This is a genomic window from Ruegeria sp. BE1 (assembly GCF_056538885.1).
Genome location: NZ_JBQFTY010000001.1, coordinates 180258 through 192939, shown reverse-complemented (window position 1 = coordinate 192939; position 12682 = coordinate 180258). Strand labels below are relative to the sequence as shown.

Sequence of the window (12682 nt, the reverse complement as noted above, 5' to 3'; positions counted from 1 at the left end):
TCTTATTCCTCCACCGTGATGTTTTTCACGATACCGAATTCCAGCACGTCGAAGCTGCGTTCGATGTCGAGATCCAACTGGTACTCTCCGGCTTTGATGGCTTCCAAAGTCGCCGTTATGGTCATCGGCTCGAAGATCTGCCCATATGTCCAAGCGCGCCGGCCCCAGAACTCGGTGTTTGAGCGCGGGTTGGGCGAAGCCTTTACGAGTTGAAACCCTTTCCAGAAGTTGAGCGCCGTCATGATCGAAAAGTCAGCAGCCTGATCGCCATTTGGCTCAACCAGTATTTCGATGTCGAAACGCTCGCCCAACTTGACCGTTTCCGGCAGGATCACACCTTCCGCTGTCACAACAACCGGTGCATTTTCTGGGATACCACCGCTTTCGGCTGCTTCGGCTGCGGCTTGCAGTTGTTCCAAATACACCCGACCTTCACGCGTCGCGTCGGTATCTGGAAATCCAGCCTCGAGAAGTGCGAAAACTTCCTCAAACTTTTCGCCATCCCCGGTTTCTTGCAACAGGGCGACATAGTTTCTGAGAATGTCAAACTTCATATCCTCGGGGATCGCACCAGATGTCACCTCTTCTAAAAGGGTCGCATAAGATGTTTCGGCCAATTCGAGGTCACCCCCACCGCGTGCAGAATTCGCAATACCAACACGCGACAAGAGCGCATATTCGCTGTCGGGAAACCGTTCGATCACTTCCTCATAGAGCGGGATCGCACGGTGATAGACGCGTGTCAGTTCCAGATTGTTGGCACGGGTATACGGCGCCTTTGCCAAGTCGATTTGAAACAGAGGTGAGACCGTCGCATAGAGTGTCCCGTTGAGGACCACAAGCAGCGCCACCAGTGCGGCAAGGGGCTTAAGCCATGTGCTGAACCCACCCAATGCGGGGATAAAATCCCGCCATTTCAGGCTTGATGCCCCACGGTCGCTGATTGCTTGGAGCATCACGGCCAGAATGATGATCGCGCCTTTTGCCACTTGTTGCCAGGCGGGGCCAACACCAAGCAGGTTGAACAGGTTGGCAACGATCCCGATGATCAGCGCGCCAACAAAAGCACCCCAAACGGACCCGCTGCCACCGCGGATGGACGTACCTCCAATGACTACGGCTGCAATGGCGTCCAATTCCCAAAAGATACCTGCTTGTCCCGGCTCGCCGGATTCCATCCGGCTGGTCAAAACCAACCCGGAAAGCCCAGCAAGTAAGGCACAATACAGGTATGTCTTGAACTTCACGCGGCTGACATTGACCCCAGAAAGGCGTGCTGCCGTTTCATTTGCACCAATTGCGTAGACCTCGCGACCAAACACGCGCCATCGCATGATGTACCAAGTCAGGATCGTGACGGCCAAAAAGATGACAGACGGCACAGGGATGCCGAAGACAACACCGCGCGACAGGATCATGAAGACGTCAGGATAGTTAGCATAGATCGGCTGACCTCCAGTATAGACCAGGCCGGCCCCGCGCGCGACAGTCATCAAAACAAGTGTCGCCACAAAGGGCTGCAGCCCAACCCAGCTCACCAGCGCGCCGTTGGCGAATCCGACGGCCAAAGCAACAAGCAGCGGCACAAGGATAAACAAGATGAAAGGCGCATCTGCGACCCAGAAACTGGCCGCAACCGCACCGGTAAGCGCCACCACTGAACCCACCGACAAGTCGATGCCGCCGCCAATGATGACCACATTCATCCCGATCGCGATAATCCCGATCAGCGAGGCAGCCCGGATCACGTTCATGATGTTTTCAAGTGTCCAGAAGTGTTCAGACACAAGCCCGGCCGCCACCACCAAAGCGACGAGAATGACAAAGTTCCCTCGGGATACAAAGGTTTTGACAACGTCCATCATTGGGCTACTCCCGCTTCGGATTTGCCCATCGCGTTCAGCATGATCCGGTTGAGATCATAGTCCCCGCGTTCATAGGTGTTGGTGACATGGCCCAGATGCAGACACACGATGCGGTCGCAGACCCGGATCAGTTCTTCTATGACCGAAGATATGATGATCACGGAATTGCCTTGTGCCGTAAGATCCCAGATTAGATCGAAGATTGCCTCTTTCGCGCCGATGTCGATGCCGCGGGTCGGTTCGTCCAACAGATAAATGTCGGTTCCTGCACCCAGCAGTTTGGCCAAAACCACCTTTTGCTGATTGCCGCCACTTAGATTGCCTACGGGTTGTGAAAGGCTGGCATATTTGACGAACAGTTTCTCGCAAAGGTCCTTTGCGGTCGCGTTTTCCTTGCGCAGGTTCAAACCCAATGGTCCGACGTGATCCGAAAGAGACGGCAGCGTTGCGTTCTGTCCGATCGGCATAGACAGAACCAGCCCTTGCGTCTTGCGATCCTCCGGCGCCAGTCCAAGGCCAAAATCAAGCGCTTTTCGCGGATTGGAGACATAGGAGACAGTGCCGTTTATCTCAATAGTGCCGCTGTCCAGGTTGTCCGCACCGAAAATAGCACGCACCAGTTCGGTACGGCCCGCCCCCATAAGGCCTGCGATCCCAAGCACTTCGCCGCGATGCAATGTCAGATCAACCGAGTTGATATCCGGTGCTCGGGTCAAGCCTCGCGCCTGCAGAACCACCTCGTCCATTTTAACCATGTCGCGGTGACTGTCGTCGTAGGTTTCGACCGCATGGCCCAACATCATCTCAACAAGCCCGGCCTCATTTATCTTGTCTATGTCCGACGCGCCGACGTAGTCACCGTCCCGCAACACAATGAGCCGGTCGCAGATTTCGAAAATCTCGTGAAGGTGGTGCGTGATCAGAATGACTGCGATACCTTCGGCCTTGAGCGACCGCACGAGGTCAAACAGGCTTGCGACTTCTTCTTTTGAAAGTGATGCCGTCGGCTCATCCATGATCAGCAGCCGAGACTTACGGCTCATGGATTTGGCAATCTCGATAAGTTGTTGTTCCGCAACGCTCAGGTCACCAGCCTTTGCATCCAGCGAAGCCGTCAAGCCAAGCCGTGTCAGAATCTCTCGGGCCTCGCTGCGCATTGCGGTCCAATCCAGAATGCCGCCTTTCTTCTTGAGGTGTCCGAGAAATACATTTTCGACGACGGACAGCTCCGGCACGATCATCAGCTCTTGATAGATCGTGCAGATACCGCGTTTCTGGGCGTCGAGTGGTCCATCGAATTGCACGGGTTTGCCATCGAGGCGCAGCTCACCCTCGTTTGGCTCAATCGCCCCTGCCAGAATCTTCATTAACGTTGATTTGCCTGCGCCGTTTTCACCAACGACTGCCACAACTTCTCCGGCGTCAATGCTAAAGTCCACATCCTTGAGCGCTTTCACCCCCGGATAGAACTTGCTGACGCTTCTTGCTTCCAGAAGCATTTCTTGTTTACCCCAACCCTATCGCGCCTTTTTCGGAAAGCGCGTCTTGTTCTTCCTGGCTCAACCCCAGATCGGTTAAGACCTCATTGGTTTGTGCCCCCAGTTTCTGTGGTGCCAAGGTCACCGGTGCGGTTTTCCCATCATAGCGCACGGGGTTGGCCACCAATGTGATCTCTTCACCGGTCCACGCCTCGACCTTCATAAGGTCTCCGTTATGGAGTTGCTGAGGATCATCGGCGAGATCGTCATAGTCGTTCACCTGTGTAAACCAGATATCGCGCGCCTCAAAAATCTCAGCCCATTCCGCAAAGGTTTTTGCTTTGAGTTTACCAGCGAAGAATTTCGAGATTTCCTCGCGCCGCGCGTAGGCTTCGTTTTGCTCGGCCTGAAACTCACCTGTCGCACCAATGGCTTCAAGCATGAGAGGCAAGTTGCCAAGAGACAATCCGATATAGCGGTCCGCCGTCTCGTAGATACCGTAGGGAGCCTCATGGTACCAGCTACCAACGTGGCTGGGCTGCTGCGATCCTTCGGGTTTGTCCCCGTTGAAGTAGCAAACCAGCGATTCAGCCTGAAGGTTGAGCGCGGCAGAGAACAGATTGACGTCAACCCGACCGCCTTCACCCGTACGAGCTTTTTTGACCAAAGCGCCAAGGATGCCTGCGGCAAAGATCATCGCGCCGTGATGATCAATAGCAGAGGTGCCCACAAGCCGCGGTACCTCACCTTCCTTGCCCGTGATCCAGGCTAACCCTGAAAGGGATTGCGCGATCATGTCCTGGCCGGGTCGGTTGACATAGGGACCATCGGGTCCAAACCCACTGGCGGAGGCGAAGATCACATTGGGATTCACTGCTTTTAGCGCATCATAGCCCAAACCAAGTTTGTCCATGACACCCGGACGGAAATTCTCGGCTACAACATCTGCACTTGCCGCAAGCTTCTTCGCGATCTCAAGCGCTTCGGGGTCTTTCAGATCAAGACACACGCTCTTCTTGTTTCGATTTGCAACCAGTTCGAGGGTTGTTTCACCGCCCGCTTTCTTGGCATCACTACCGCCCCAGTGTCGTTGAAATGCACCCTTGATTGGCTCAATCGCTATGACCTCGGCCCCCAAATCTGCGAGGAATTGGATGCCCAGAGGTCCCATGAGAAAGTGGTTGAAGCTGACAATTCGAATACCATCGAGCTGCATGATTTAGGTTCCTGTTTCTGTGCGCTGTTACTTATTGATCTTTGAAATCAGGTGCGCGTTTCTCGAAGAAGGCATCCAAACCCTCTTTTTGATCTTTCGTTGTGAAAGCCAATGCAATGTTGCGACGTTCCCGTTCCAGTCCCAAGGACAAAGGCAATTCATCTGCCGCCTTGACCGCATCTTTCGCCAAACCAAGGGCCATTCCAGAATGGCGCGCGATCAACTCAGCAATTTCTCGTGCCCGGCTTTCGCATTGATCATGTGTGACAACCTCGGACACCAAACCCAAGGAAAGAGCGGTATTTGCGTCCACAGCTTCCCCAGTTAGGATCATCTGCATGGCGGCATATTTACCCACAAGCCTGCGCAAACGCTGTGTCGCTCCGTCACCAGGAATATGCCCCAGTTTAATCTCGGGTTGTCCGATCGTCGCTTTCTCTGAAGCTACAACCACATCGCAGAGCATCGCCAACTCGTGACCTCCGCCCAGACACATACCGGTTACGGCTGCGACCATCGGAATTCGTGTCGTTTCCAGAACCGACCAATTTTCCATCCGTGACCGATTTTGGATCGCAACGATCCCGTCTGCCTGCATTTCCTTTATGTCTGCGCCGGCCGAGAAGAACTCTGGCCCGCCCGACAGGATAATGCAGCGAATATGACCGTTCGCTTCAGCCGCTCGGATCTCGTCTGCAAGCAGCTGCAGCATCTCGTTGTTTATGGCATTGCGCTTTGAGGGTCGGTTTAGCCGCAAGCTGACGATGTTGTCAGACAAAGCGGTTTTCACCACCGTTTTATCGACGGCGTCGGACATAGACTTCTTCCAGAGATTGGTGGGAAAGCAGGCCCCCACCATTTAGGAGGGGACCTGAATTTATACGCTCTTAGCGAACGTATTGGGAGTCAGGGTCGTAGAAGTCATCAACGTTTTCGGCAGTGATGACAGGTGTTTCCGTAATGATCCGTTTTGGGACGGACTCGCCTTTCAAGACCCGCACGGCCATGTCCAGACCGAGAGAACCACCAGTCGCATAGATTGCGGTAGCTTGCAGCCAGCCGTCTTTGATCGCTTCGAACGCCTCGCGCTGACCGTCAACGCCGACCAGGAAAACCTCGCCCGGTTGGTAACCCGCTTCTTTGAGCACGTTGATCGCACCCAGAATCATCGGGTCGTTGTGGGCGTAAATCACCTGGAATTCGCCCTTATACTTGGTCAGCCAGTCTTCCATGATTGGAATGGCCGGTGCCAGATCATAGTTGGCAGGCTGCGCATCAAGCCGCTCTGCGCCGCCTTCAATTTGAGCTGTGAAACCCTCATGGCGCTGAATCGTCGGGGTTGCGCCGGGAATGCCCTCCAGTTCCAGATATTTGAAGTTCGCTGGTGCGTTTGCTTTGGTGTACTTGCCCAGCTCATCGCCAATCTGGAGATTGTTGCCGCCGATGAAAACGTCGTAGTCCTCACCCACGATTTCCCGGTCGAGCACAACCAGCGGAATGCCAGCTTCCTTGATCGCCTCAACAGCGGGGACCAGAGCCTGTGCTTCACGCGGGCTCATCATGATAAGGTCAACGCCGCGCGAGATCAGGTCTTCAACATCGGCGATTTGTTTTTCGTTCGATCCACCCGCATCAGTGAAGATGAATTCCTTGATCTCAGGGTACTTCTTCGCCTGCGCCTCAGCGGACGTCACCATGTAAGCCCGCCAGGGGTGATCCATCGTGTCTTGGCTGAAGCCGATCGTCCAACCCTCTGCCGCGGCAGAGCCCGCAGCCAGACCGAGACCCAGCGCTGCGGTCGAAAAGAAAGACAGAAGTTTCCGTCTGTTAATCATGATTTCCTCCCTTAGGAATTTGATTTTGCGCCCTGTCAGCTCGCCTGCTTGTCCCGATTGACGCACGATGCTCCTCCCAAAGCAAACAAGCGATCACGAATCGACCTGACGCGATGACCCTACCAATTCGATTTCACCAGTCAACTAAATACTAAATTTTTTACTAAACAATATTGGATAAAGAATCCTTAAAATTTGGAAAATATCTCCAAGATTGTTGAGGTTTTCTGCGGATATTTCATAATTAAATTTCTTTTGTTTACTAAATTTCTTGCGCGCGGGATGAAGTGTTTCTATACATCTGGGAAACTCTTCACGATGGGAGGCGTGTTCGAGATGTATGACTACATAATTGTTGGTGCTGGATCAGCAGGCTGTGTCCTGGCGAACCGACTGTCTGCGGACCCCGACAACAAAGTGCTCGTCCTCGAGGCGGGAGGTCCGGATAAAGACCCGATGATCCACATGCCGGGCGGGTTTGCCATGTTGCAAAAGCCAAGCGTCAACTACTGCTACTCGACCGCTCCGCAGAAACACCTCAACAACCGAGAACTATGGTTCCCGCTCGGGAAGACCCTCGGGGGCTCCAGCTCAATTAACGGTATGATCTACATCCGGGGACAGAAAGAAGACTACGACAGTTGGGCCGAAGCTGGAAATGCAGGTTGGTCCTACGAAAACGTGCTGCCTTATTTCCGCCGCGCAGAGAATAACGATACAATAGCTGATGAATATCACGGAACAGACGGGCCGCTCCGGGTTTCCAATCAAAGATCTCCACACATCATCTGCAAAGACTATATTCGAGCGGCGCAGCAAGCGGGCCATAAGCTGAACCCGGACTTTAATGGGGATGATCAGCTTGGCACGGGTTTGTACCAGGTGACACAGCACGAAGGTCGTCGTGCGTCAGCCGCAGTTTGTTATCTGCATCCGGCAATGAAGCGGTCGAATCTGACGGTTATCACGCACGCTCAGAGCAAACGGATCATCGTGGAGAACCGCCGTGCTGTTGGCGTTGAGTACATCAAGGATGGCAAGGTCGAGACGGCTCGGTGTGATCGTGAGGTGCTTATCACATCGGGCACAATCAACACTGCAAAGCTACTCCTGTTGTCAGGCATCGGCCCGACCGACGAACTTAAGACCCACGGCATCGACATGCAGCATCACATGGATGGTGTAGGCAAGAACTATCAGGACCACCTGAATACTTACGTGGTTTGTGATCTGCAGAAACCGATTTCGTACGATGGGCAGCATAAATTCCCCCAAAATATCAAACATGGCATCCAATACGCGCTCTACAAAACCGGAGCGCCGACGTCTCCTGTGGCCGAGGGCGGCTGTTTTATCGACGTGCATGGCACAGGTCGTGCCGACCTTCAGACGCATATCCTCCCCGCGTATGTGGTCAACGGCGCAAGGACATTTGTCCCCGGCCACGGGTTGACGATCAATACGTGTCACATGCGGCCAACAAGTCGGGGCGAAGTTACCCTGCGTTCGGCGAACCCGGATGATATGCCTGTTATCGACCCCAATTACCATGACACCGAATTCGACCGCGACATGTCGGTGCAGGCTGTACGACATGTGCGCGAGATTCTGGCGCAACCGGCGATTGCTCAACATATCAAGCGCGAGCGCTATCCAAGCAAAGATGCGACAACGCCGGAACAAATACTGGAATACGCGCGCGAATTTGCGTCAGTAGATTATCACCCAGTTGGCACGTGCAAAATGGGCACAGACGACATGGCCGTGGTCGACCCAGAACTGAAGGTACATGGTCTTGAGGGCCTTCGCGTATGTGACAACTCAATCATGCCCTACCTCAACAGTGGAAATACCAACGCACCTGCGATTATGATCGGCGAGAAGGCGGCAGCCATGATTTTGGGCGAACCGCCCCTGCATCAAGAGGTTCCAAAAAGAACATTCTTCCCTGCCGCCGAACCAGCATAGTGGGGCGTCAGGATGGCGGGATCGAAAAAAGTAACACTCAGGGATGTCGCGGAAATGGCGGGGGTTTCACCCGCCACCGTATCCCTCGTCGTTCAGGGAAAGGGCAACCTGAAGGACGAAACCCGCCAAGCCGTCATCGAAACGATTGAGGCTTCAGGTTATGCTCGCAAAACCCCCGTCATAAGAAACTCCAAGGGCCGACAGTTCGCTCTGGTTGTCGATGATATCTCCAATCCTTACTTTCACGAGCTATACGAAGGTCTGGACCAGGTTCTTGTCGATGCAGGCGCATACACATCTATTCTGTCATCTCATGACTCTGTGGAGCGTCAAAGCAAACTCCTAAGCGATCTATGGAACTCTGATATCGCGGGCGTGGTACTTGTGCCTGCGACTGGCACCACTCATGTGGATCTTGCCGATTTTGAGAACCGCCGCCGCCCGCTTTTCATGGCAGTCCGCCGCATTGGAAAAACGCCTTTTGACTACGTGGGCGCCAACCCAATGGTGGGTATGCAACTTGCCACAGAGCATCTCGTCGCTCTCGGTCATGAGAAAATAGGCTTCATCGGGGGCTATCAAAAGAACTTTGCGTATTCTGAACGCTATGCTGGTTTTGCCTCTTCGTTGATGAGCCATGGGCTGGATCTTCAGCAAAACTACATTCGCAACGGGGGCTCGACGCGAGATTTCGGTCGCATTGCGGTTGAAGCGCTACTGGAAGGGGATGACACACCAACTGCTCTGATCGCCTATAACGACCTTGTCGCAATTGGCATGATGGACGCAATCAGTGCCGCGGGGCTCACGGTCGGAAAAGATCTGGCTGTTATCGGTTATGACGACATTCCCGAAGCAGCTTTACAGCCCGTGCCACTGACATCCGTCGCGACCCCAGCCGCGAAACTCGGCGAGATGGTGGGGCAAGCCCTGCAAAACTGGTCGCTTGATCGAAGCGATGGCAATCCCCTGGACATCACGTACCCGCCCAGGTTGGTCGTACGTGAAAGCTGCGGAACTGCACTATGACTGACCTGTTTAAGGGCAGCTGGCTCAATCCACCTGCCGATTGGGCGCTTGAAGACGGTACTTTGCGCGTCACGACCGGCGCAAAAACCGATTTTTGGCGGCACACGCATTATGGGTTTGTGCGTGACAGTGGGCATTTTTGGCAGCTTTCAGCACCCAGGTCTTTCACGGCCACACTGACCTTCGAAGGTGATTACGAAACGCTGTACGATCAAGCCGGTGTCATGCTGCGGGTGGATCATGAAAACTGGATCAAGTGCGGCATCGAGCACTCCGACGGCATGACCAATTTCTCGATAGTTGTAACACGCGGCAATTCCGACTGGTCCGTGGTAGGCCAGCCCTTGATATCGGGCCCGCAAACGGTTCGGCTTACGGTGGAAAACAACGCAGTTATTGCTCATTTTCTGACGCCGGACAGTACGTGGCAACTGATGCGAGTGGCCGATTTCCCAATGTCAGACAAAGCCATGATTGGCCCGATGGCCTGCTCACCGGAACGAGCTGGTTTCAAAGCTCGTTTCATCAACTTCTCACTCTCATCTCCAATCGAAAATCCGCTACACGGATAAACAAGAAAGACAGCAAAATGTCAGACACTGTGGCTCCTCACATCACTAAAGCGCTCGACCTGATCGCGAAGAAGACACTTGAAGACGAAACCACGATTGGTGCTGCGTTTCCCTATGTGACGCATCCCGACGGGTCATGGGACACAATGTCCGTGAGCATTTCTGCAGGATATACCGGAGAAAACTGGAGCCACGGCAACTGGTTCTGCGGGTTTTGGGTTGGCCTGCTGCTAACAAGTTACCTGCACACAGGCGATGACAAGTATCTCAAACTTGCTGCCGATCGCATGGTTTTGGTCGAAGAGCGCGCCAGCGATGGAAACACGCACGATATCGGCTTCATTTTCCTCAGCTCCGCCATGCCGTTTTACCGGATTACCGGTGATGAACGTCATCGTGCGACTGCATTGCGCGCGGCCGACAAGCTGAGATCGCGACTGGTCGTCACCGAACGCGGCTCTTACGTGTCATCCTGGGGTCCGATGACCGACCCTCGTGGTCGTGCTGCCTCAGCCATCGATACAATGGCGAATATTCCTTTGCTCTACTGGGCTGGCAAAGAGGCCGACGACGCAAGTTTCCGTCTTGCCGCGGAAGAACACGCCAAAATGACGATGCTGTCTTTCAACCGTGACGACAACACCCAGTTCCACGCCGTTGAATACGACACAACGACCGGCGAACGCCTCCGCGGCTATACGTTCCAAGGCGCCCATGATGACAGCTATTGGTCTCGCGGAACGGGTTGGGCTGTTATGGGGCTTGCAGTCACTGCTGCCAACTCTGGGAATGTTGACTACCTCAACCAGGCAATCGCGATTTCTGAAAAATGGTTCGAAGCCCTCGGAGACAAAGCCGTACCGCCCTACGACTATGACGCGACTGGTGCTGATGTGCCTGAAGATTCCGCCGCAAGTGCGATCATGGCTGCGGGTCTGCTGGACCTTGCCGATATGCACCCTGACGAAGGCGTTGCCGCTTATTGGCGTGGCAAGGCAGAATTCCTGATCAAGGGACTTTGTGAGGGTTATTTGGCGACGGAAGATGCTCATCGCGGCATTCTCAAGCATGGCTGCTATTCGGAGCCGCACAAGATCGGCCCAGACGCTGCAGTGATGTTTGGGGACTATTTCTTTGCTGAAGCCCTGAACCGGATCGCGTTCCCTGGCAAATTCATCGAGAAGTATGGGAAGTTGTCGTAGCGCTTGAACGGAGTATCAATTTGGTTGGCGCACTTTTGCTTGACCTCAGAAAATACTCGCATTGTCTGCAGCCTTAGGGCTAAAGAAAACTGAGATCATGCGCCCGCAGCGAAAGCCGGCAATGCGGGCTGCATACGCAGCATTCAGCCTTTATACGCAAGGTCAGCTCTGGGCCGGAAGGCATGTAGGCGAGAGGTCTAAAAGGGAGATGCGAGTCCCCGCTTATCCCTCGTGCGCCCGGCATAGAGCACTACCGGTGAATCCGTCATAGCAATACATCTCCGGATCCGCGCTTCTGAACCAGATCGAGAAAGCCGGTGACACTCAACAACCAGGGTTGCTGGTCCGCGTGATATGTCCCGTGCAACCCTTGCGGCAAAACAAGGCGCAGGTTCTGAGCCTGCATTTCTGTTGTCTGCGCGCGGGAAATCGCGGGCTCAAGTGTCAGCAGGTGTTTTTCAGAAATCCGTTTGGCTTCAGCCAGAACCTGGCGCCAACGGTCTTTGCAGGTTGTTTTCACACCGAGCATCGTGAGACCACTTTCCGGATAGCTGTTATTTGCGTACTCTTCCTCGCCCGGAAACAGGAAGTCAGCGGCATTGCGTTTTTCAGTCGTGGCTTCACGTTTGTAGCGCAGGCTATGGGCCTGAAGAATGGCTTCGGTATGATGGCCAAACGCATATCCGGCTCGTGACTTGCGGCGGTTCTGCACCCCTAGCGAGAACTTCAGAAAGCCCTCCACATCAGCACCGCTTTCATCGAAGAACCCTGTCTTTAACCGATCCGCGACGATCTCGCGTTCCATGAAACGGAACAGCGCTTCTTCATGCTCCATCCAGGCCAACAGGGCCTCGTCCGGAGATCCGACGGGATCAACACCGGACAGACTGTCACGCGCGAATTTCGAGAATTTCGCAGTCGACGGGAACGCCAGACCAAACTTGCGAACGAGCCGCTCGAAGGCAGGCGGTTCGACGTCCTCTTGCTCAATGCCCAACGCATCCAGAATGATCCGGGCGGCAAAATCAACGTCCCTGCCCCCTTCGTTGCCAATGTCCCGCTGGCTGAGCTCATAGTCTCCGGTGAGAGCCAGTCCAAACAGCCACAGGAGCTGTTGTTCAATTGAACTGCCAGCAGGGCAGAGAACGGCCAGTACGTGGCGCTGAGCGGTCATGCAGAGAAACAGAGTGTCTCCGGCAGACGCGCGATAGACAACCGGCTCCGAAGCCGCCGGATAGTACAGCCTGTACTCCGCTGTTCGGTGTGGTTGCCGCTTTCGGCTGTTGTACCAGGAGCCGGCCAGGTTCAGCCTGATGGGATCATCTCCACTGTCGTCGATCCAGATATAGGTGACCGGGATCTTTTCCCGGTCTTCCGGGGTCCCGACAAATGCCCGGAACACATCAACGCCCTGGAACTCATGGCCATGGGAGACTTTGGGATCAACTTCCGTGCCGCGCAGGACTTTTGCACCGGCACCAACAAAATACTTCGACAGAAAACCGTGCCCGGACAAA

General features: G+C 54.4%; 10 protein-coding genes. 4 read left to right on the top strand and 6 right to left on the bottom strand.

Annotated elements, in window-relative coordinates; genetic code table 11:
* Positions 1–2 precede the first annotated feature (2 nt).
* The 5 genes from ACR0J5_RS01020 to ACR0J5_RS01000 form a co-directional block, all read right to left on the bottom strand.
* Positions 3–1754, bottom strand: a complete 1752-nt coding sequence (locus ACR0J5_RS01020) for an ABC transporter permease subunit (RefSeq protein ID WP_480651408.1) — start codon at positions 1752–1754, stop codon at positions 3–5.
* Between the two features lie 107 nt (positions 1755–1861).
* Complete coding sequence (locus ACR0J5_RS01015; RefSeq protein ID WP_480649999.1) at positions 1862–3364, bottom strand: sugar ABC transporter ATP-binding protein; 1503 nt, start codon at positions 3362–3364, stop codon at positions 1862–1864.
* A 7-nt stretch (positions 3365–3371) separates the two neighbouring features.
* Complete coding sequence (locus ACR0J5_RS01010) at positions 3372–4559, bottom strand: CaiB/BaiF CoA transferase family protein (protein ID WP_480649998.1); 1188 nt, start codon at positions 4557–4559, stop codon at positions 3372–3374.
* Positions 4560–4590: 31 nt separating this feature from the next.
* Positions 4591–5376: an enoyl-CoA hydratase-related protein gene (locus ACR0J5_RS01005; RefSeq protein WP_480649997.1), complete on the bottom strand. Its 786-nt coding sequence runs from the start codon at positions 5374–5376 to the stop codon at positions 4591–4593.
* 70 nt (positions 5377–5446) lie between these two features.
* Positions 5447–6460, bottom strand: a complete 1014-nt coding sequence (locus ACR0J5_RS01000) for a substrate-binding domain-containing protein (protein WP_480649996.1) — start codon at positions 6458–6460, stop codon at positions 5447–5449.
* Between the two features lie 129 nt (positions 6461–6589).
* Here ACR0J5_RS01000 and ACR0J5_RS00995 point away from each other — a divergent pair, with 129 nt between their 5' ends.
* The 4 genes from ACR0J5_RS00995 to ACR0J5_RS00980 are packed head-to-tail and all read left to right on the top strand — an operon-like array spanning position 6590 to position 11165.
* Complete coding sequence (locus ACR0J5_RS00995) at positions 6590–8362, top strand: GMC family oxidoreductase (protein WP_480649995.1); 1773 nt, start codon at positions 6590–6592, stop codon at positions 8360–8362.
* Positions 8363–8374: 12 nt separating this feature from the next.
* A complete protein-coding gene (locus ACR0J5_RS00990; RefSeq protein WP_480649994.1) occupies positions 8375–9391 on the top strand; it encodes a LacI family DNA-binding transcriptional regulator in 1017 nt (338 codons plus the stop codon).
* Complete coding sequence (locus ACR0J5_RS00985; protein ID WP_480649993.1) at positions 9388–9963, top strand: DUF1349 domain-containing protein; 576 nt, start codon at positions 9388–9390, stop codon at positions 9961–9963. Before ACR0J5_RS00990 ends, ACR0J5_RS00985 begins: the two co-directional genes overlap by 4 nt.
* 17 nt (positions 9964–9980) lie before the next feature.
* On the top strand, positions 9981–11165 hold the full coding sequence (locus ACR0J5_RS00980) for a glycoside hydrolase family 88 protein (RefSeq protein ID WP_480649992.1): 1185 nt from the start codon (positions 9981–9983) through the stop codon (positions 11163–11165).
* A 265-nt stretch (positions 11166–11430) separates the two neighbouring features.
* On the opposite strand, the gene ACR0J5_RS00975 is transcribed toward ACR0J5_RS00980, so the two are convergent.
* A complete protein-coding gene (locus ACR0J5_RS00975) occupies positions 11431–12681 on the bottom strand; it encodes a type II restriction endonuclease (protein ID WP_480649991.1) in 1251 nt (416 codons plus the stop codon).
* Position 12682 lies beyond the last annotated feature (1 nt).